Genomic DNA, 22,359 nt, shown 5'->3' with positions numbered 1-22,359 from the left:
CTGCCTCCCCTTATCAATAGTCAAACTGGCGGTAATAACGGCGGATCACCATGGGATGGCAGAACTCCTCCTCCATATGGGCATCCACACGGTTGTTCACCGCATGCATCACCAGGTGGGAAACAGAACCTCTGAACTCCCGGCTGATTCCCTTTAATTCATAATCCTTCGTATCAATGACCGTGTAGTTCTTGCAGACTTTCGGCAGGAATCCTTTCACCCGCTCTGCCAGGGGACGCTGCTCGTCCTCTCCCATGAAAAGAGTGACAGGAGTCTCGGCATCTATAACCTCCAGCATGCCATGAAAAAATTCGGCGCTGGTGATGGATTTGGTACGGATCCACAGCTGCTCCTCCCAGTAGCACATCGCATAGGAGTAAGTGGCTCCCCACTGGTTACCGCCGCCCACAAAATAGTGGGGCATATCCGGGCGGGCCTTAAAATACTCGTATTTATCCTTTGCAAACCCGGCCGCCCACTGATCCGCTTCCTTCTCAACCTCCACCAGGGCCCTGGCCAGATGAGCCTCCATCTGTGCATTGTACTGATGGTACTCCGGGAACTCCCCGTTGTTGAACATCAGACGGTTGGCTACCATATAAAACTTCAGCTGCTCATTCATAGGGTAAGAAATGCACCAATCGCATAACTTCACCAAGGGCGCATCCGGCTTGTCGATGAAACCAAACACTTTGGCGCCGGTTTCCCGTGCCTTTTCAATGGCCTTTACCATCTCCTCGGTACTTCCCGTCACCGATGAGAAAATCACGATGGAATCCTTGGTAAAACGCTTGTTTCCGGTGGTAATGAACTCCGCACCGTTTTCCACATATACCGGAATGGAGCTTCTGCCCCTCATATAGACCTCCGTCTGCATGCCGGAAGCCCAGGTTCCGCCGATACCAATGAAAAAAATTCCGTCAAACCCTCTCTGCTGGATTTCATCCACAATTATTTCTATCTCCGGCCGCAGCGCCAGAGCACCGTTTACACTTTCAATCTGCTTCTGTTCCTCAAACTTTAACATAACTGCTCCTTCCTTCTACTTATGGAAATGCACCTTAAAGTTGCACTTGTCTCCACGGGTATAAGATTTCGAATATTCTATCACACGGCCATCCTCGTCACAGGTAATGCAGGTGAACAGGAATACCGTCTGGTCTTTATTAATGTTAATCAGCCTGGCATCGGACTGGGTCAGCCGAACCAGATCCAGGGTCTGCCATGCCTTTACTGGGTTAATCCCATAGAATTTATAGATTTCAAACATGCTGAATACAGTTAAGTCGATCCCTTCCATCTCAGGTACCAGATTATAGGGAATATAAATTTCCTGAATGGCAATGGGTTCTTCATCTGCATAGTCCAGACGCCTGATATCATACAGCATATCATCTTCATCGATTCCAAAGATTGCCGCAAATTTCTCTCCAGCCTTCCGCTGCCCTTTCAGCAGGATCTTACGCTTATTTTCCACATGCTTATCATCCATGGTCTGGGTAAATCCGCCCAGCACCTCTAAGTCTCTCTCGATCTGGGCCACAACGTACACGCCCTTCCCCTGGACTCGCTTTAACAGCCCCTCATTCACCAGCGCGTCAATGGCGCTGCGAACGGTCAGGCGGTTGATTCCGTAGGTGCCTGCCAGAACATTTTCCGAGGGAATGGCCGTTCCGGGAGCGTACTCCCCGTCCTCAATTTTAGAGCGCACCACTTCCCGAAGCTGCAGATAAATCGGCGAATTGTAAGCCACCTCTGCTGTTTTGGACAACTCTTCTCCTCCTTATTACGAGAACATAGGGGCTGTTCTTTTCCCGCTTATGAGCGGTACTACCAGGCGCCGTTATACTCCAATGTCACGCTGGAATTAGCAGCACCCATTCTCATGCACTCTTTCACTTCTCTGCCTTCCAGGATACCCTTTAAGAATCCTGCGATAAAGCTGTCTCCGGCTCCCATGGTATCCACCACGTTGCAGGGTACAATTCCAAATGTGGTAAACCCGGTTCCGTCATAGGCAATACTGCCCTTTTCGCCCATTGTTGCGATCACCAGTCCAGGGCCTTTTTCCTTAAGCTCCATCATGGTCTTCCGGAGTTCCCCGGTATCTCCGTCGTCTGTGGCAAAAAACAGGTAATCCACAGAAGGTACCGCAGCGACAGCCGCCGGATCCTCCGGTCTTGTGGCTGCATCGAAGGCAATCCTGATTCCCCGCTCCTTTAGCTGCGCCAGATCGTCGTGGATATTTCCCCATAGTCCTGTCACAATCATATCATGCTCACATATAAAATCCTTTTCCTCTTCGGTCAGTTTGAATTCGGCCAGTACGCCCTCCTCGTAATCTCCGAAAATGCGTTCTCCGTCCACCAGTTCCACATGTGTAATGGCGGTGTTTCCCTCCATGAACCGGATATGGGATACATCCACGCCTTTTTCTGAGATCTTCTCCTTCATTCGTACGCCGTATGGATCCGTGCCCACCACGCCGGTGTAGGAAGCCTGTCCTCCCAGCCGCACAAAATACACCGCCACGTTTACCGGATTGCCGCCCGGGTAAGCGTTCCCGGTATTGTCATAGACATCCATACAGTTATCGCCAACTGCAGCCAGTTTCATATTTTATTCCTCCATTTGCCGAAAGGAATTCACCTTCTCGTAAGCTCGCTTGCAAAGCAAACGTATTCTGAGCGGATGATCTCCTTAAAATATTCAAACACCGTGTCCTGCTGATCCATCGTCACACCTGACTGATAAATCACAGGAGCGCCTTCTTCTATCTCCAGATAACCCGCTTCTTCCTCATCGCAGTAGGCAATGCTCAGCTTCTCCATACCCCCGGAAACCTCCACATCATACTGTTCCTTCAGTACAGCGTAGAGAGAAACCTTATTTAAATCCATCTGTTCCAGCCCTGCAAAACGCTGGGCATCCAGATAGATGGTGGAAATCAGCACCGGTATTCCATCCAGATAGCGCAGGCGCACAAGCCTTATCAGCTTGTGCCCCAGCGGCAGTTTCATTTTGCGCCCGATATTCTTGGGAGTCTCACAGAAATCCATGAGGAGCACCCTAGTATCAACCCTTCGCCCCGCAGTCTGCGCAATCTGGTAAAAACCGTAGACATCCTGAAGGTTGCGGACCAGCTTTTCCCTGGCCACATAGGTTCCTGAACCATTCTTATTATAAATTTTGCCTTCCAGAATCAGCTGTTTAATCGCACTTCTGAGGGTGGAACGGTTAAAATTCCACATCTCGCTCATACTCCGCTCAGAAGGAAGCTTCTCATCCGGTTTTAAATGATGTTTTATAATGTAATTTTCAATTTTTTCCATTGCCTCGTCACGAGGCTTCTGGCGATCTAAACTCATGGCAGACATTCCTTTTATTTTCATACTTATCCTACAACTATTGCTTCACTATCTTCAATCTTAGAACATCTGCCATAAAGTGTCAATCTCTCTGATTTTAGAAAACCGCTATTTTCCGGCCTCTGCTTTCTTATTCCGGCTCTCCCAGAAGTAGTATACGGGAAGTCCTGTAACCACGGCGATCACCGCACAGGCGATACCGGCCATAGGCGCCCAAATAAAGGTTGACCAGATCAGGGTTCCGGTGATCAGCATAGCCACACCCACCATCAGAGGCCTGGCAGGCATCCTGTATGCCGGATTGTAATGTGCTTTGTTTCTAAGCACAATGATCGTACCAAAGGTAAGAAAATTCTTTAACAGAGCAACCAGGGTAAAGTAGCCAAGCAGGTCAGAAAGCGAGGTGGCGAAAATCAGAACAATCGCAACTGCACACTGCACCAGTATGGAGAAATAAGGAGTCTCATACTTTGGATGAACCTTGCCAAAAGCCTTGAAGAACAAACCATCCTTTGCCATGGCGTACTCAATACGCGGCTGGAACATGATACAGCTGGACAGAGAACCGATGACCACGATCACTGCCATCACCGCTACGATGGTTCCCGCATATCCTCCGATAACCGGGATCTTAGATGCCAGCAGTGCGATAGGAGCCTCGGAGGCAGACAGTTCATCAACAGACAGCAGACCGGAAGCGGTCAAGGTCAGTCCAACATAAAGGGTAAGTACGATAAATGCAGTAAGAATCAATCCTCTGGGTAAGTTCTTCTTGGGTTCTCTGATCTCTCCGGACATATAGCATGCCGCAGCCATGCCGTCAAAGGACCAAGTGGTCGCAGAGATACCGGCCAGAAGAGCGGTAAAACCGGTTGCGGTCACGCCTGCCAGCGGCGCGGAGGAAAGGAATAAGTCACCTTTAATGAAGAAGATACCGATGCCGATGATCAGTACAAAGGGAATAACCTTCAAAGCGGTGATAATGGTCTGGAATTTCCCGCCGCCTTCCACAGAGCGCAGATGCAGCACCATGAAAATCAGTACAAAACCAACTGCCACCAGGCGAAGGATCAAACCATGCACCGGAATGAAGAACGCCAGGTAGTTTGCAATTGCCAGGGCCATGATGGAGATCGACGGCGGGTCGGTGGCCCAGAAGCTGATCCATCCGCAAAGAAATGCCAGAGGACGGGACCCCGCTTCCTTAAAGTAAACATACTGGCCGCCATCCTCAGGGAAGGCGCTGGCCAGTTCCGCATAGCAGAAGTTGGCAGGGATCTGCAGCATTCCGCCAATCAGGAAAGACAGCACCAAAAACAGACTGCTTCCTGCGGCTCCCGCCACCTCACCCAGTGATGAGAAGATTCCGGATCCTACTGTTGTGCCGACTCCCAGTGCGATTACTGTGCCTAGACCAAGCTTCCGCTTTAATTCGTTGGCACTTTGTTCCGGTGTTTTAACGTTTGACATACTCTTTCTCCTTTTATTTGTATTTTTATTAGATAGGTTCCCCATAACCGTATGGATCTTCACGTCCCAGGGACGTGCAGCCGATGCTTGAAACCGCTACTCCCCCATCACCTGGATGAGTATGGTTCTCTGGGCCGGTCCGTCAAATTCGCAAAAGTAAACCTCCTGAGCCCCGCCCTTTTGAATGCAGCCTCCGCTTACCATCAGATGACAGTGGTTTCCTGTGAGCAGTGATTTTAAGTGACCAGTGGGATTGCCGGCCGTAGAACCATAGTCACGGAGCATTCTGGCGTGGGCGTATGGCCAGTCCTCAGGGGCCATTCTGGACAGAAACTCCGCGATATCACTTTCCAGGCATTCCAGAGACTCATTCACTGTAATTCCGGTGGTTGTGTGCCTGCTGATGACATTGACGATCCCGTCACGAATCCCGCTTTCCTTCACAGCTTTTTCGATTTCACCGGTAATCCGGATCATCTGGTTGTATTCCGTCGTCAGGAGTGTCATTGAACTTGTACTTACCACTGATATCCCTCCTCTTAGCATTCCCCGGAAACATGGCCGGAGAAAGTATCTTCTAATCCCCCCAGGAACTCGATGGCATTGCCGCCTTTAATAAGTTCCAGGGTACTGTCTCTGAAGCCCAGCTGCGAAATGGCATCCGCCATGCGGATCTGCTCGAAACGCGGATTGTTGCTTCCGAACATTACCTGATGCCGCAGACTGCGGTCGATCCATGTGGCAGGGATGTCATGGTTAAATACCCTTTTGTAAAATTCCAGAGCATTGTCAAAATACAAAATCCCCGTATCCGCATAAACATTGGGATATTTTAACATCAGCATGGCTGTCTCCTGCACCCAGGGCCAGCCGAAGTGGGCCAGGCAGATCTTCATGCCCGGTCTGGCGGCTGCCAGTTCCTCGAACTCAATGGGCCTGGAATATTTTGTCAGAGTATTGGGTTCCCAGGACATTCCGCTGTGAAAGATGATTGGCTTGTGATACTTCTCGCACATGTCGTAAATCGGATTCAGCCGCTCATCCGACGGATAAAAATGCTGCCTGGCTGGATGAAGCTTCAATCCCTTAAGTTTCAGATCACCAAATGCATGCTCCAGCTTATCTAGAGCCCCGTCGGCAAGGGGATCCACCCCTGCGAATCCTATCAGACGGTCCGGAGCCAGATCCACCAGCCTTTTAATCTCCTCATTTGTCACCAGCGGCCTGCCGTACTCTGTGGAGTAGTCCTCCGGCAGCAGGCACAGGCGGTCCAGTCCAGCACAGCGCATCTGATTCAATATGTGCTGCAGTGGTGCCGTACCGTTTAAGTGGATGTCCAGAGCATCATGCCTTAGCTCCTCCACCTTTGTGTCTTCATTAATAGGCTCATAAAACGCCGGATGAACATGAATGTCAATAAACATGATCAGTCTCCCTTCCCCTACTTCTGTCAGAAGCCAGCCTCTCTCATATAGGCGCGGGCATTGTCAATGGCTCGTCTGGCATACAGCCTTGGTTCGTTGATATATCCTGTCACCAGTTCCAATGTGGCTGTCTTCTCATATCCGGCATCCTTCAGCTCCTTAAAAAGCTCCGGAAGCGGTATGGAGCCTTCGCCAGGGACAATGTGGCTGTCTGTCCCCTGATTCCCGTCAATAATGTGCATGTGATACATTTTTTCACCCAGCTTATCCATGTAAGCCATGATGCTTTCATGCTGGACAAAAGGCGGCACCACATCGCACATACCCACAATGAAAGGAGAATCAATGCGTTTAAACAGCTCTATCAGGTCATTGGCACTCTTGAACGCATTGCTTTCATAGGGTGTCAGTGTCTCCACCACCAGCTTTACGCCAACCTTCTCAGCGTGGCCGGTCAGCTCTTTTAAGGTATCTACCATGCGGGACCAGATCTCCTCATAGGTTGCCAGGTATCCGGCATGGGCCGGGGACACCAGCATATAGTCAGAGCCCATCTCCTTTGCCATATCCAGACACAGCTTTAAATAATCCACCGCATCTCTTCTCTGCAGCTCGCTTCCTATCATAAAATTATATGGATAGGCATTGTGCTCAGGTGTGAATCCCAGCACCGGCATCTGATATTTGTGGATCAGACGCTTCACCTCCTCAATCTCTCCCGCCTTTAAATCCGGTGCAAAGGCGTGGGGCCTGCCGCCCCAAAGCTCAATGAAATCATAGCCGAAACGCTTTGCGTCCTGAAAGCAGTGCTCCAGCGGATTTCGCTGGTAGCCAGAAGTAAACATTCCAAGTTTCATTATTTTATACCCCCTTTGATATGAGCACACAACGGCCGTATGCTGACCCCTTATGTGCGGTACATGCCAGCTTACTCAGCCAGACGCTTCATAAGCTTAGTAAGTTAATTTCTATCGTGTTCTTGAATGACTGCCGCAATTGCTTCTCCCAATGCCCGGTGCCCTTTAATGCTCAGATGGATTCCATCCTCCCCCACATCCCTGGTGACGGACCCGCCATCCAGGTACAGGCAGCCATATGTATGGGCCAGCTCCCGGTAAATCAGTGCCAGCTCCCCGCTCTTCCTCCAGGATTCCCGGCAAAACATGGGATCAGCCTCAGGATGAATGGGAACCGGGGCCACCAGTATGATTTCAGCAGGAATCCCTCTGGTATCCAGAATGTGCCTGGCTCTGATCAGAAGCTCTTCCATACCGAATCCGATTTCTCTGGCATTGACGTGGAAATGGCTTTTCGTATCATTTGTTCCCAGCATGATCACCAGATAATCCAGCGGCAGGTGGGACAGAAGAAACGGAAGCAGGTGTTCAATTCCGCAGCGTTCCGGTTCCATCCGGTCAGAAAACACAGTAGTCCGTCCGTTTAATCCTTCCTCTATCACCCGGTAATCCTCTCCCAGCAGTTCAGCCATAACTCCCGGATACCGGACATTCTCCTCATATCTTGCTCCGATCCCGGGCACGTAGCCCCAGGTATTGGAATCTCCATAACAGAGAACCCGTTTTCTCATCCTCATTCCTCCCAGGGATTAAAGGTACTGACCACTCTGGCTGCTATCTTCGCGCCTGTGTCCAGACACGTTTCAATGTCAGATCCATTGAGAATTTCATAGAGGAATCCGGCGATAAAACTGTCGCCTGCTCCTACAGTATTCACCACACGGGCAGGATAAATGCCACCCTTGTAAAACCGGCTGCCGTCATAGGCCAGGCTCCCCTTGTCGCCAAAGGTGGCAACTGCAACCTTCATGCCTCTGTCCACCTTATCCTTTAAGTAGGATTCAATAAACGAATCCCGCTTCTTGTGATAGGAATAAAATCCATAGTCCACATACGGCAGGGTTTTCTCAACCAGTTCGTGATCCAGCCTGTCCGCATAATCAAAACTGATCTTCGTCCCGGAAAGCTGACGGATCTTCGGAAGGGCCTCCTCCGCTTTTCCCCACAATGCGGTATGCACCAGGTCATGGGCTGCGGCAAAGCGGATATCCTCATCGTCAAACACAATATGCTCCAGTACCCCTTCCACATAATCACCGTGTACCCGGTCCAGCCCGTCCATATCCATGTAAGTAATGGCAGTCGGTCCGTCTCCCACTTTAAAGCGGCTTAAATCCAGCCCCTCTCCGGACAGTGTCTCCACCATCCATTTTCCATTTTCATCAGAACCAGTGGTACTGATTATGGATACGGGAATTCCCAGTTTCTGAATATTGACTCCTGTGTCCACCACATTGCCGGTGGGATATTTCTTTCCAATCCGTTCATACACGTCAATGCAGTTGTCTCCCATAGCAGCAACCTTCATTTTTCCCCTCCTCCAAATTTAAGTATATATGTTTAAAGTTTTTTATACCACTTGAAGTATATCAGATCAGTTTCTTAGTGTCAATTTATTATTTTTCACATAATCGTTTTAATTTTATAGTGCATATTTTACAAATATCATTCCAAACAAAGCCAATTATTCCCAATAAACCATTGATTTATCAGATGTGAACATGCTATTTACAAACCAAAGTCCATCACCGATGGCAGCGGCTGTATTAAGCCCGGCGGGCGGCGGCTTCTCTGCCTCCGGCCCGGTCCGTTTAAACAGACGTTGCTCACAGGCTTTTCCTGTATGCTTTAACCACTTCCATAAATTCCTTTACGCGGGCTGCGTCCACGCGTGAAAAGAAATTCCCATTTTCTTTAAATGTAGTCCCCACCACCGCAGCATCTGCAGTAGCCAGCTTCTGCTCTATGGTATCTCTGCGGCACCCGGTATTGCACAGTACCACCACCTCCGGAGCTGCCGCCTTCACCTGTGCGATCAGCTCATCGTCCACATCCTGCCCGGCGGCTGAGGCAGAGATACATAACCCGTCCGGATTTGCCTTGAAAATTGTGGACTTGGCAATGTCCTTCAGCGGTCTGGTATCCAGATTCCGGTCAGATTCGGGGTTGATGAAATAGAGCATCTTAAGCTTATCAAGGGGCAGGGCAGCCTTGCGCCTCAGAAGCTTTGAAAAATCATTATTGTACAGCCCTCCGTCCCCCACATAAACCCCGCAGAAGGTTCCCCGCACAAAATCGGCGCCCACTGCAGCGGCCAGCTCTAAGGTAGCCAGACCGTCTGAGATGCAGTCCACTCCAAAAGGCACCCTGATCTCGCTCATCAGTTCTCCCATAACCCGTGCCATGCTGGCAGGGGTAACGAAGCTCATATTCCGCTCATAGGGAAGGCTGAATTCATTGGAGAACAGAATCCCGTCCACACCGCCTTCCTGGAGTGCCTTAAGATCCGCTCTGGCGTGTTCCACAGTTTTCTTCATATCATTTTCCGGAGAATACATGGGATCTCCCGGAAGGGCATCCAGATGCAGCATAGCAATAATTGGTTTTTTCGTATGAAACATTTCTTCTGTCCAAAGCATAGGTGTTTTTCCTCCCAACAAAGTATATATGTTTGTGCTATTTTAATACCACTTTTACCATATCAAACGAAAAGTCCAATGTCAACATCAATCATTATTTTTCACCCACTTATTTTTTAAATTGTGCAATATGTACATTTTTTTATATATTTTTTCACTTTTCTTACAAATATCATTGAGAAACTCTTTTTTTGATTGAATCCAAATTCCTGCTGTGCTATGATGGCCCCAGATCTGGTATGAAATTATAGACAACTTATTAAAACCACTATTTTTATTAAAGGAGGCTGTATTATGCAGAAAGCTGATATTCTATTACGTTCCAACGCTGTCTTCTCAGGCCTTGCTTCCGCTCCGGAAGCTGGCTTCGTCGCTATATCAGGCAACCGGATCCTGGCCGCGGGTCCCTCGGATGGTGCCGGATACGCCGGGCCGGACACCCGGGTACTGGATTTGGGAGACCGGCTCATCTGTCCTGGTTTTACAGACGTGCACTGCTTCTTCAGCGGATATCTGCTGACGATCGCCGGAACCGATTTAAGCACATGCCAAAACGCGGAACAGGCGGTGGCCGAAGCCAGGGCTTACCAGAAAACCCTGGCTCCAGGTGCAACAGTACTTGCAAGGGGGGTGCGCCCCGGCTTTACGGAACTAAGCGGTGACCGGCTGGACCGGGAATTCGGAGATGTTCCTGCCATCCTCTTTATGGAGGGAGGAGAGAGCTGCTATATGAACAGCGCCGCCCGCAGGGAGTACCGTTTCACTCCGGACACCTGCTGGTCAGAAAGCTACTGGCGCCTTTTGAAGTATATTCTGGGGCAAAAGGAATTTTCCGTACCTGAATTCAGGAAATATCTGTCCATGATGAATTCAAGGGGAATTACTTCCGTCAAGGAAATGGGCTTTGACGACTTCTACGGTTTTACAGAAGAACTTAAGAAATTAGAGCAGGAGAACGCCCTGACCGCCAGAGTGCATTTCATGAGTCAGCCTGTAGGCTTTCCTATGAATCTGGAATACGGGAAAGAGATGAGAGATACCTTCCCCGGCAGTTTCGTACATTTCTCAGGCTATAACCAGATGACCGACGGATCCATCAGCCAGCTGGAAGGGGAAATGAAGTCTCCCTACCTCTGTGCGGACACCTGCTGCGTCAAGGAGATTGACTGGGAAGGCTTAAGAAGGGACACCATGGCAGCCGACAGGGAGAATTTCCGCTTTTCTCTCCATGCGCAGGGGGATGGAGCCATCTGCAGGACTATGGATATCTTTGACCAGTGCCAAAAGGGAGCGGACGGCAAGGTTAAAAACCGCCATGCTATCACAGACCTGGAGTGCTCGGATCCTGCTGATCTGGAACGCATGGGAGCGCTTGGCATAGTGGCGGAAATCTATCCCCAGATCATGTCCATCGCGGACCGGACAGGTAAGCTGGCAATGATTCAGGAGAAGATCGGCCTGGAACGCGGTAAAAACTACTGGAACCGCCGGAAAATGGCTGACAGCGGCGTGACCATTTCCTGCGGAACAGACCTGCCGCTGCTCTATGACGATATTCCAGAGTCCATCTACCACACGGTAGGCGCCCTGTTTCCCGAGGGAGGCGTGCCCTTTAACAAGGAAAACACCCTGACCATAACTGAACTATTAAAGGCATGGACCTATGGCGGCCAGTACAACCTGGGCTGCGAATCACAGCTGGGAACCTTGAAAGCCGGCAATCTGGCAGACATTGCTGTGCTGGACGGGAATGTGTTTGAAACTCCCATGGACCAGATGCGCAGCATCAAAGTGTGCCTGACACTGGTGGATGGCAAAATTGTCTATTGTACTATCTGAGGAAATTTATGAATTAAAAGGAGAACGGAATTTTGGAACCATATTATGCCGGGTGGCTATCATTGGTGCCGCCCATATTGGCAATTACTCTGGCACTTATCTCTAAAGAAGTTGTATTTTCCCTGCTGACAGGCATACTTTCCGGTACGTTTATCTACTCCATCGGTATAGGGCTGAATCCGGCAGCCGGCACAGTAGGCACAGCCCTTGACTTAATGGCGGACAGCGCCGACTTATATATTATCTTCTTTGTAAGCCTGCTGGGGGCGCTTGTATATGTTATCTCTATGGCAGGCGGATCCAAGGCTTACGGCAAATGGGCCTCATCCAAGATTAAATCCAGAAAGCTGGCCCTGGCTGCCACCGCTCTTTTGGGAATCATCATTTTCATTGACGATTATTTTAATTGTCTGACTGTGGGAACGGTCATGAAGCCACTTACCGACAAATACAAGGTATCCAGGGCAAAACTGGCCTATATCATCGACTGCACGGCAGCACCGGTGTGTATTATTTCCCCTATTTCATCCTGGGCTGCAGCTGTGGGAAGCAATCTGGAAGCCACCGGATTCTATGCCAACGGCTTCAAAGTATTTTTATCCACTATCCCCATGAACCTTTATGCCATTTTATCCATCATTATGATTTTCATGATCATTGTCAGCGGTAAGGACTACGGTCCCATGACATCTGCGGAATCCATGGCTGAAAAAGGCTTCCTGGGAGCTGTCAGGCAGGACAACGAAATGCTGGACAGCTCCACGGACCGCGGAACCGTGGGGGATATGCTGCTGCCTATCGTCATGCTGATCGTCTTTTCCGTACTTGCCATGCTGTATACAGGCGGTTTCTTCACGACCGGTCCGTCCTATATGAGCTTTGGAACCGCCTTCGGCAGCTGCGAAACCTCAAAGTCTCTGGCATGGGGAGGATTGGGTGCTCTGTTCATTGCCATGATTATGTTTGTGCCCAGAAACCTGATGACCTTCCGGCAGTTTATGAATGGTGTCACAGAGGGCATCAAAACCATGATTCCCGCTTGCTGCATCCTGTTCCTGGCCTGGACCATAGGAGCGGTCTGCCGTGATATTCTGCAGACGCCGGAATTTGTCAGCAGCCTCCTGGCCCAGGCCAATATTCCCAAATTCCTGCTGCCGGCCATGGTATTTGTGATAGCTGCATTTTTAAGCTTTTCCACAGGAACCGCTTGGGGAACCTTCAGCATTTTGATCCCTATCATCGCACCTGTGGCCAACATCCTGGCGCCGGAGCTTTTAACAGTCTCACTTTCCGCCACATTAGCAGGAAGTGTGTTCGGTGATAACTGCTCCCCCATCTCCGACACAACAATTCTTTCCAGCGCCGGTACCGAGTGCAATCACATTGACCATGTAACCACCCAGCTGCCCTACGCCCTGACTGTGGCTGCCTGCTGCTTTGCAGGCTATATTACAGCCGGTCTCAGCGGTTCCAACATGATTTTCACGCTGGCCGTGTCCGTGGCTTGCCTGGCCGCAGCATTTTTCACGCTTTACAGAATCGATTCCAAACGCAAGCTGGCCCGCAGACCTGCGGACATAGTTGAATAACATTTTATATACGGAGGTTAACATGAACGCCAAAAAATATTTTATGGGTATTGACACGGGAACCAACTCCAGCAAAGGCGTACTGATGGATCAGGACTGCAACATCATCGCCACCTGTACTACGGAACACGCCATGACCAATCCCAGGCCCGGCCATTATGAGCACGATGCAGATGAGGATTGGTGGGGGGATTTTTGTACCATCAGCCGTCAGCTGATCGCAGACAGCCAGGTGGACCCTGGGGATATTCTGGCTGTGGGAGCCAGCGCACTGGGTGCGGACTGCCTTCCAGTGGACCAACAGTGCCGCCCGCTGCGAAAAGCAATCCTCTATGGCATTGACTCCAGGGCCACCAGGGAGATGGCAGAACTGACAGAGCTTTATGGGGAAGAACAGATCAAGAAATGGTACGGACGTCCTCTCTGTTCATCCGATGTGATGCCCAAAATTCTCTGGATCAAAAATAATGAGCCTCTGGTCTATGAAAAAACACACAAATTCATTACAGCTTCCACCTTCATTACTGCCAGGCTGACAGGAAATTATGTGGTGGACCGGTTCTTGGGACTGGCCAGTTTCAATCCCCTGTACGACCGGGACGGAACACCAAACCCCGGATTGTGCGCTCCCATCTGCCGTCCAGACCAGCTGGCAGAGATCAAAGAAGCGAACGAGATCGCAGGCAGCGTGACTTCATGGGCATCAGCAGAAACCGGCTTAAAGGAGGGCACTCCTGTCATAACGGGAACCGATGATTCCGGGGCAGAGGCCATCAGCATCGGCGTGGTGGCACCCGGCAAGATGATGATTCAGTTCGGTTCCTCCATTTACATGATTCTGGGAACAAAGGAGCTGGTGGACGATGACCGCCTGTGGCGTGAAGAATTTATCGTACCGGGCCTTTGTGACATTTCCGCAGGAACCAACGCCGCCGGATCCCTGACCAAATGGTACCGTGACACCTTATTTCCCGATGCCCTGGCAATGGAGCGGGATGGCGGTCCGGATGCCTATCAGACTATGATGGAGGGTGTGGATCAAATTGCTCCGGGAAGCGACGGGCTGATCACTCTTCCCTATTTTGCCGGTGAACGGACCCCCATCAACGATCCTATGGCCAGAGGCTGCCTGCTGGGACTGACCCTGGCCCACACCAGAGCCCACATGTACCGCAGCGCCCTGGAATCCGTGGCATTCTCCGTTAACCAGCAGATAAGCCTTATGGAAGGCCACGACAACGTCATTATAGATCAGATATTTGCCGTGGGCGGCGGAGTTCAGAATCCATTGTGGATGCAGATTGTGGCGGATGTAACCGGTAAGGTGATCAATACACCGCTTGTGACCATCGGCGCCTGCTTTGGGGATGCCATGATGGCAGCCACTGCCGTAAAGTATCCCGGATTTGAGGATTTTTCCGCCTTAACCAAGTTTATCAAGCCCGGTAAAACCTTCCGGCCCGACTCCAGAAACCACGAGACTTACAAGGTATACCAGGATATCTATAACAGGCTTTATCCAGCTGCAGCAGAACTCATGCATGCGCTGGCTCTGCAGTAACAGCGTCGGAAAAAGCATGTCAGAAAAAATCGTGCCCGGCGGGCCGCTGTAATCAGCGGCCCGCCGGGCACAAATATTGGCTATGCGTTTTAACAGGAGTATGATCCTATACTCCTTTCCTCCTGAATCTCAAAAGTCGTGCAATCAGCAGTCAGTCCAGTAGATTTAGCATTTCAACCGGGTCATAAGGAGGGGAAGCTTAAGATCTGCCAGAACTTCATTGATATGAAACAGAACCGGAATATTTCCATCTGCCTTTCTTTCACCGGAAAGAAACCAGTAAACAACTGCATCATTGGGTAGAGATGCGGATAATACATATCCCGCTTTTTTTAGAAGGAGCTGAATTTCATCAATTCCAAGTCCCAGTGATATGGCGATTGCCAGTAAGGTTTCCTTAGATGGCTTCTTCTTACTCTTTATATATTGGAACATTCTCTCACTGACATTGGCTGCTTCGCAGATGGATTTATATCTCCCTCTTTTACCGGCAAGAAGCTGATGAAAATATCCGCAGAAATCATGATCGTAGAAAAGGGAAAGTCCCGCCTTATTGGCCAGAAGCTCAGCCTCCTCTGCATTTAAGTTAAATACTCTTGCACAGGAATAAATCACCCGCTTCTTGGATTCTCTTGTCTGGGTGCTGTATGGATGATTCTTCCACCAAGAGACCGCCTGTTTTTTAACACCCAGAATCAGATATACATCCTCAAGAAGCCTTATGCCATTTGTCTCCTGATAGACTCTTGCAAGATTATTTAGGGCTGTATAAAAGCTTTCCTCCAGAATTACTCCATGATCATCCAACCACTGCTTTGTTTTTCCCTGATCCATCTCATTTCCCCTTTTATCAACACGAGATCTGTCTGTTATTCTGCATCAAAAAAAGCCGGCTGGCTTTCGCTCACCAGCTGGCTACATTATATCTGTATCTCATTCATCAAAGGCGTTTTTTCCCCAAGATGCAAAAATTTGGCATATATTGTGAATCAGTGCGATATACGGTAATTAATTGAAATATAGTTTCAGTTCCTTTACCTTATTTCTACTGACTAATATGACATCGGGTATCTCTTTAAAGTACATATCATAAGTATAATTAATCCTCGGCCGAAACCGTTCTGCTTTGGCAAGATTGGCCAGATAACATTTATGAGTCCTGAAGAATGAACCTTTCTTCAGCTTTTCCTCATAAAAATTCAGTGTTTTATTTCCCCGGAATACGCCGTTTCTGGTATGGATCATACAAGCCCCCTGTACTGCCTCTATGTAAAATATATCAGAAGCCGGAATAAGAACAATATCATCGTCATTAAAACCGCAGATCATATCCAGATTATATGCATAGTGTCCGCTGATTTCCTGGTACACGTCCTGTCCGGTTTCCTTACTTACCAATTTATTGAGGCACTTGAAAAGCCGTTCTTCCGTGTAAGGCTTTAAAAGGTAATCTACAGCATTCAGATCAAAAGCCTGTACTGCATAATCATTATGGGCAGTTACAAAACAGATTCTGATATCTGGATAAAGACTGCTGATCTGCTCCGCAATATAGATCCCGTTGATTCCGGGCATATCAATGTCCAGAAACAACAGATCGCAGGGATGTTTCAGCAAATATGCAAACCCAGCCATTGAATCATTAAAAGCAGCCGCCAAAGAAAACTCCTCTTTTTTCTTCAGCAATTCTGTTAAATATTCTATAGAATTTTTTTCATCATCAATTATAACAACCTGCATGTTACCCCCTCTTTGGTATCTGAAAGCTGATTTTCGTTCCCTTTAACCACAGGCTTTGAATTTCCAGCCTGCTGCCAAAACATATTTTAAGCCGGTAATTAATATTATTTAACCCGACACCGCTTTTTCCTGCGTCAATCCTGCTAATGGATTCCAAAACCTCCGGTCTGATTCCTCTTCCGTCATCTTCTACACTGATTACCAGTCTATCTCCGGCCTGTCTGATCGTTACCATGATATTCAGCTCCCCGGAGTCGTATCCGTGTTTAATGGAATTCTCCACAAGGGGCTGCAGGGTAAGCGGGAGAATATCATTGGAGAGAAGCTCGTCGGGTGCATCGATAACAAGCTTTAGGGCATCATTCATTCTCACATTCTCCAGTTGCACGTATGCATTTACCAGATCCAGTTCTTCCCTTAACTGATAAAGAGTGTAGGTTCTGTAATCAAACCGGTATTTTACTCTTAAAAAATCAGACAGACACATGAGCAGTTTTTTTGCCATTTTCCCATTGGTATCCATAAGGCTATAGATGTTATGAAGAATATTAAACAGAAAATGAGGGGAAATCTGTGCCTGTAAAGAGGCAATCTCCATCTCATGGGCAAGTTCAGACTGGCGGTAGGTATCTTCCACATTGACTGCCAGAACATATCCCTGGCAAAGGAGGAAAAAAAGAACGCCAAAATAGTAGAAATTAATATCGCCTAAATACTTTATATCAATATTGTACTGAATGTCCACTATCTGCAGGATGCAGGACGCAATCAATGTACAATAGCCCAGAAAGATGGGGCCTGCATTTGGCTTTTTCAACCGGAAAGCCTTGGCAATCAGCAAAAAATAATTGAGCGCATTGATAAAAAGAACCGGTATAAAAACTACATTCTCATACAGAACAGGCATGACCGGCAGACAAAGAAGAATGGCGGTATAGAAAAAATCCATAACTATTAAAAAGCGAACCGGATGAGTTCTTCCCAGCTCCGGGTACATACTCCACAGGAAAAACTGTATCGCTGTAATCTGTACCATAAAGGAAACGTACTCTATTTTCAGCACTGCATTGATGGTAAGAAAGGATAAAACACTGACCAGGCTCTCACCGTCTATAATGGAAGAGGCAACCAGAACGGAAACGCAGAAAATCCAGAGATATACGGACTGAGCTTTTTTATTTAAGCACCAGTTAAAAACATACAAATAGCACGCCATTCCGGTGAGGATTCCAATAAACCCGATATTTTTTACCAGATTAAGAAGGTGGAACCGAAACAAGGGCGCCTGCCTTCCAAAATAAAGCGGAAGTACGATCCCCCCATTGTTGCAGTGAAAATTGGAAACCTTAAGCTTGATTACAATATCTTTATGATCTGCATGAAAGTAAATAAACTGAGGTGTCCAGCTTGGAATTTCCGTCATCTTATCCGTACCGGTTCTTCCATTTTCCAGAATCTTCGTATCATTTATGTAAAGCTCATATGCACTGGAAATATAGTTCAGCTTCATACAGTAATCTCCCGGAGACGGAACTCGTAAGCGAAGCTCATAAACCCCGATGTCATGCTGATCCATCTTCTTTCCGTTTATTACTTTTCCCCGCCAGGTTCCGGGAACTTCCAGACTGCCATAGGGCAGAGGGCCATTATCCTCAAAGGTACCTTCATAAAACCGCCATATGCCATTTAACCGGATGACCTTTCCTTCCATATTCTCTTCGGACAGGTCCAAAAATCCGTCTGAGATCGGATAGGAATCATATTGATTTCTGAAACTGATCAGCCCTGATATGATACACACTGACAGAATTAAAAAAAGCAAGGCATTTCTCTTCTTTTTGTGTTTTTCTTTCATTCTGTTCTTACATTTTCCCTCTGATTTCTTACCCTATATGCATCAAATTCCATTTATTTTTGTCTATTTTACTCTTTATGGGAAAATATGGCAAGGCAAAAATATAATTTCTATTGTAAAAATAATAGAAATGCACGATTGATTAACAAACTAACCTGCCTTCCATGTTCTGCTTGCTTTAAGCAAATCTAAAAGGAATTCCGCTGAAGTACCAATGTACCCCATATCGGAATTCCTTTTTGTCTGCCTTGGCTATGAAACCCGCGCCCCATCCGGACCTACCCGATACCCATCGGGAGTTATTGTGTCCTTAAGCATGGATCCTTTCGTTTCATCTGCTGTCTCACTGAAATAATACCATTTTCCTTCAATCACGTTCCAGCCGGTAAACATATAGCCTTTTTTGCCGTCGCTGACCGGATTTAGATAATACATATTGCCTTTGTATTCATACCAGCCAGTTACCATATAGCCTTTTTCATCAAAGAAGTACCAGTCCTTAGATCCCTTCCAGTCGGTGTACACCCATCGGTTCGCCGGACTGCTTCCATCTTTTCCGGAAAACCTCCAGCCATTTTCATCCGAATGCCAGCTTCCGGAGTAATAATGGTCATCGTCCCCGCCTTGCCGTTTCCTGACGGGTTTTGTGATTTCCCTGTCATCATCGTCATTCCTGTCATCTCTCGGCAGTTCTTTTATCATAACAGGGAACTCATCTGTAAACTCTTTTTCATTCCCATCACGGCCGGTTCCGTAATAAATTACCTTAACATTGCATGTTCCTGTTCTGGCAAGGTCATATTCCAGATCATACTGTCCCTCTGACAATACTGTTTTTCTGACTGCATTGGAGGGACTGGCTTTCTGGTATTCGGTTACCTCAAGCCCCTGGGTATCTAAGTCTTCTCCCAGCATATAGCTGACTTTGTCAGGCCTTTTTGTCACCCGGATCCGAAGGGTGTAATACTCCTGTTCTTCCTGTTCTTCCAGAACTGTTACTTCAATCCTTATTTCCAGAGGGATTCCAAAAGGATTTATAACGTGATCTGGCAGAATTACTGTTCCTTCTACGGTAAAGGTTTGTTCATCCCTGATATTTGGATCATAGGAACTGGAATCCAAATCCCAGATCACATCTGCATAAACGTTTCCGGCATTGGTCCCCAGCATGACTCTGGCTGGAATCCCCAGTGCAGTGACTGTTTTGGCTGTTCCGTTTGCAATCATTTTTACAGGAGACATCGGGGAGATTTTTTCCAGAGTTTTATCCGTCAGTGACTCCGCATCAACGGTTACTTCAACTGTTATATCCAGGGATATTCCGTTGGGGTTAATCACTCCGGACGGAATACTCACGGTTCCTTTTATCTCGAAGGTCTGCTCTGTTTTCTGACCCGGATCATAGGAGCTTCCTGCCACGTCCCAGGTTACATGGGCCGATACGATTCCATGATCAGTCTGAAGACTGACATTTGCAGGCAGTCCCAGTGCCGGGGCTGTTTTCACTGAGCCGTTTAAGATTCCTGTTACAGGGGACAGAGGAGAGATCCTCTCCAGAACCTTGTTCACCAGTTCTTCTGCTTTTACGGTTACATTGATAGTTACGTTCAGAGATATCCCGTCAGGATTATATACCTCCTCAGGGAGATTCACGGTTCCTTCCACTTCAAAGGTCTGCTCTGCCTTCTCATCCGGGTCATAGGAGCTGGCTCCTACGTTCCAGCTTACATCGGCCGTTTTCAACCCCATGTCAGTATTAATATTTACGTTTGCAGGCAGCCCCAGTGAAGAAGCTGTTTTTGCTGAACCGTTTGTAATTCCTGTTACAGGACCCGGTGCTGCAATCGATCTGACAGGAACTTTTGTTGCTGTAACGTATAGCGTATAAGTTTCGGTTGAATCTGCAAATCCGTCATTTGCTTTAAATATCAAGGTATGGGTACCTACTGTAGATACCAGATAGTGAAAGAGTTTATTTACCTCCACTTCAGGCTGGTCGTCTATTTTAACCTTGTAAGTCAGCGGATCACCGTCTGCATCCTCGAAAAAGGACTCTAAGCTTATGGATAATTGTAAATTGACCGGGGCTATGATTGTATCCATATCGATTACACCGTTTTTTCGGACTGGTGCTCGGTTGGGTTCTTTCGCATTCAGGGTTACCGTATAAATATCTGCAGAGTCAGAATGCCCGTCATTTGCCTTGAATACCAGTGTATACGTTCCGGCAGCGGTTGGGGTAAAGGAATAATCCTTTCCAACGGTCTCTTCCGTTCCGCCGTTTACTTTCACTTTATAGGTCAGAGGATCTTTGTTCTCATCTTCAAATATCTGGCTTAAATCAACAGAATATATGGTATTGGATGTCACATTCCCAGATACGGATTCCCCTACTCCGCTTTTTCTTGCCGGGAGGGTGTTAACTGCCATAAGTGTTACCGTAAAAGTATCTGTAGAATCTATATTTCCATCATTAGCCCGGAATACCAGTGTGTCTGTTCCAACAGCAGTTGGAGTATAGGAATAGCTCTCATCAGCAATTACTTCCGCACCTCCGTTTATAGCTACCTTATAGGTTAAAGTATCATGATCGGCATCTTCAAAAATGGTATTCAGGATAATTGGGTATGCCTTTTTAACTGCCACACTGTCTGTCACCGTTTCATTGACACCGGATTTTCTTACAGGAGGCGTATTGGCTGCTTTGACATTCAGTGTTACGGTGTAGGTATCTACCGAATCTACCGTCCCGTCATTGGCTTTATATACCATTTTATACGTTCCAACAACATCTGGAGTAAAAGCAGTGTTCTTACCTATAGAACATTCTGGTTCATCATTTACTCTTACCTTATAAGTTAAGGGATCGTCATCTGCGTCCTGAAAAATTGTACTTAAATCAATGGAATATTCAGTATTGACGGTCATGTTTATTGATGTGGAAGCTTCCACCCCGCTTTTTCTGACTGGAGCTGTATTGACTGCCGTAAGCGTCACCGTATAGGTATCTATGGAGTCCACAGATCCGTCATTGGCGGTAAAAACAATGGTATATGTGCCTGCGGTAGCAGGCGTAAAAGTATAATTCCTTGTTGTTGTCTGTTCATTGCCGTTGTTTACCTTTATCTTGTAGGACAGGGGATCTATGTCTGGGTCTTCAAATATGGTACTTAAGTCCAGGGAATATGAGGTTTTTACTGGTAAGCTGGCTGATACAGATTCTCCCACCCCGCTTTTTCTGACTGGAGCATAGTTCACACTTTGTACATGAACCGTTGTATGGACCGGTTCTGATGCATTGGTGCTGTCTGATGCAGATATCATTACTGTTCTCGGGTTTGTGTTGGGTTTTAATGTGTTGGTGTTTTTGTAGGTGATTGCTTTTATTAATGCTGCGGCACTGGTATCATTGGCATTTGAATTCAATAAAATGGTTAGAGCTGTTCCTGAAGTTCCTCCTGAATACGCGCCGATTGACGTTCCGCTATAGAAAACAGTGCCTCCAGACAGTGTAATTCCCCCTGTTTGAGCAAGTTCCAGCACATCTTCAGCTGCTACACCGTTATTTGTTATGGATGCAGTAATGGAACCGCCGGCATAGGTTCTGCCGAAATCAGTATCCACCTTTGCAGTAACGTTGCTGTCTTTATCAAGTGGTACCGCAAAACTGCCTTCTGTAAATGTTACGGTATCTCCATCAAGATGACTGATAATCGGAGGGGCGGCAACCTGGGTAAATAAAACACTAAGTCCGTCAAAATCAATATAATTGTTTTCATCAATCGGATCCGCTGATGCCTCTAAAACTATCCGAATCATTTTCACCCGTGACGTCATGTGGAAATTTTTAATTGAAACAGTATCCCATTCTCCTGATTTGAATATAGCTGAAGCCGATGAACTGCTATTAACCGGCTCACCAGTCCCTGTGGTATTATCATACGCTTCAATATTCAACTTTCCTATATCATTAGGTGATTGCAGTGATATATCACAAAAGGCTGACAGGCTATAATA

General features: G+C 47.6%; 18 protein-coding genes. 3 read left to right on the top strand and 15 right to left on the bottom strand.

The window, feature by feature from the left end; all coding sequences use genetic code 11:
- Window positions 1-13: 13 nt before the first annotated feature.
- The 11 genes from CLOSA_RS07470 to CLOSA_RS07420 all read right to left on the bottom strand — a co-directional run bounded on the left by CLOSA_RS07470 (window position 14) and on the right by CLOSA_RS07420 (window position 9,758).
- On the bottom strand, window positions 14-1,027 hold the full coding sequence (locus CLOSA_RS07470) for an SIS domain-containing protein (protein WP_013272162.1): 1,014 nt from the start codon (window positions 1,025-1,027) through the stop codon (window positions 14-16).
- Between the two features lie 15 nt (window positions 1,028-1,042).
- Entirely contained in the window at window positions 1,043-1,771 is a 729-nt protein-coding gene (locus tag CLOSA_RS07465; RefSeq protein WP_013272161.1) for a GntR family transcriptional regulator, read from the bottom strand.
- A 59-nt stretch (window positions 1,772-1,830) separates the two neighbouring features.
- Complete coding sequence (gene frlD, locus CLOSA_RS07460; RefSeq protein WP_013272160.1) at window positions 1,831-2,616, bottom strand: fructoselysine 6-kinase; 786 nt, start codon at window positions 2,614-2,616, stop codon at window positions 1,831-1,833.
- A 29-nt stretch (window positions 2,617-2,645) separates the two neighbouring features.
- Window positions 2,646-3,368 carry a GntR family transcriptional regulator gene (locus CLOSA_RS07455; RefSeq protein WP_041708993.1) on the bottom strand — a complete coding sequence of 241 codons (723 nt, stop codon included), beginning with the start codon at window positions 3,366-3,368 and terminating at the stop codon, window positions 2,646-2,648.
- A gap of 108 nt (window positions 3,369-3,476) precedes the next feature.
- Window positions 3,477-4,838: an amino acid permease gene (locus tag CLOSA_RS07450; RefSeq protein WP_013272158.1), complete on the bottom strand. Its 1,362-nt coding sequence runs from the start codon at window positions 4,836-4,838 to the stop codon at window positions 3,477-3,479.
- A 96-nt stretch (window positions 4,839-4,934) separates the two neighbouring features.
- Entirely contained in the window at window positions 4,935-5,345 is a 411-nt protein-coding gene (locus CLOSA_RS07445; RefSeq protein WP_041708555.1) for a secondary thiamine-phosphate synthase enzyme YjbQ, read from the bottom strand.
- A 32-nt stretch (window positions 5,346-5,377) separates the two neighbouring features.
- Entirely contained in the window at window positions 5,378-6,262 is an 885-nt protein-coding gene (locus CLOSA_RS07440) for an amidohydrolase family protein (protein ID WP_013272156.1), read from the bottom strand.
- Window positions 6,263-6,288: 26 nt separating this feature from the next.
- A complete protein-coding gene (frlC, locus tag CLOSA_RS07435) occupies window positions 6,289-7,119 on the bottom strand; it encodes a fructoselysine 3-epimerase (RefSeq protein ID WP_013272155.1) in 831 nt (276 codons plus the stop codon).
- 104 nt (window positions 7,120-7,223) lie between these two features.
- Entirely contained in the window at window positions 7,224-7,850 is a 627-nt protein-coding gene (locus tag CLOSA_RS07430) for an SGNH/GDSL hydrolase family protein (protein ID WP_013272154.1), read from the bottom strand.
- Between the two features lie 2 nt (window positions 7,851-7,852).
- The gene (gene frlD / locus CLOSA_RS07425; RefSeq protein ID WP_013272153.1) at window positions 7,853-8,647 is read right to left on the bottom strand and encodes a fructoselysine 6-kinase; all 795 of its coding nucleotides are present in this window, start codon (window positions 8,645-8,647) and stop codon (window positions 7,853-7,855) included.
- Between the two features lie 298 nt (window positions 8,648-8,945).
- Window positions 8,946-9,758 (bottom strand): BtpA/SgcQ family protein, encoded by an 813-nt coding sequence (locus CLOSA_RS07420; protein ID WP_013272152.1) that lies wholly within the window; start codon window positions 9,756-9,758, stop codon window positions 8,946-8,948.
- Window positions 9,759-10,052: 294 nt separating this feature from the next.
- On the opposite strand from CLOSA_RS07420, the gene CLOSA_RS07415 reads away from it, so the two are divergent.
- The 3 genes from CLOSA_RS07415 to CLOSA_RS07405 are packed head-to-tail and all read left to right on the top strand — an operon-like array spanning window position 10,053 to window position 14,747.
- Window positions 10,053-11,597 (top strand): amidohydrolase, encoded by a 1,545-nt coding sequence (locus CLOSA_RS07415; protein WP_013272151.1) that lies wholly within the window; start codon window positions 10,053-10,055, stop codon window positions 11,595-11,597.
- A gap of 32 nt (window positions 11,598-11,629) precedes the next feature.
- Window positions 11,630-13,186, top strand: coding sequence for a Na+/H+ antiporter NhaC family protein (locus CLOSA_RS07410; RefSeq protein WP_013272150.1), 1,557 nt, complete (start codon window positions 11,630-11,632; stop codon window positions 13,184-13,186).
- 22 nt (window positions 13,187-13,208) lie between these two features.
- On the top strand, window positions 13,209-14,747 hold the full coding sequence (locus CLOSA_RS07405; RefSeq protein ID WP_013272149.1) for an FGGY-family carbohydrate kinase: 1,539 nt from the start codon (window positions 13,209-13,211) through the stop codon (window positions 14,745-14,747).
- Window positions 14,748-14,912: 165 nt separating this feature from the next.
- On the opposite strand, the gene CLOSA_RS07400 is transcribed toward CLOSA_RS07405, so the two are convergent.
- The 4 genes from CLOSA_RS07400 to CLOSA_RS21705 form a co-directional block, all read right to left on the bottom strand.
- Window positions 14,913-15,581 (bottom strand): hypothetical protein, encoded by a 669-nt coding sequence (locus CLOSA_RS07400; RefSeq protein ID WP_013272148.1) that lies wholly within the window; start codon window positions 15,579-15,581, stop codon window positions 14,913-14,915.
- Window positions 15,582-15,755: 174 nt separating this feature from the next.
- Window positions 15,756-16,487 (bottom strand): LytR/AlgR family response regulator transcription factor, encoded by a 732-nt coding sequence (locus CLOSA_RS07395; RefSeq protein ID WP_013272147.1) that lies wholly within the window; start codon window positions 16,485-16,487, stop codon window positions 15,756-15,758.
- A 1-nt stretch (window position 16,488) separates the two neighbouring features.
- A complete protein-coding gene (locus CLOSA_RS21710; protein ID WP_166431299.1) occupies window positions 16,489-18,309 on the bottom strand; it encodes a sensor histidine kinase in 1,821 nt (606 codons plus the stop codon).
- 285 nt (window positions 18,310-18,594) lie between these two features.
- Window positions 18,595-22,161, bottom strand: a complete 3,567-nt coding sequence (locus tag CLOSA_RS21705) for a hypothetical protein (protein ID WP_157669005.1) — start codon at window positions 22,159-22,161, stop codon at window positions 18,595-18,597.
- Window positions 22,162-22,359: the final 198 nt, after the last annotated feature.

Origin of the sequence: [Clostridium] saccharolyticum WM1, assembly GCF_000144625.1 — a bacterium.
Taxonomy (GTDB): domain Bacteria; phylum Bacillota; class Clostridia; order Lachnospirales; family Lachnospiraceae; genus Lacrimispora; species Lacrimispora saccharolytica.
This window is presented reverse-complemented; position numbering and strand designations above follow the sequence as displayed.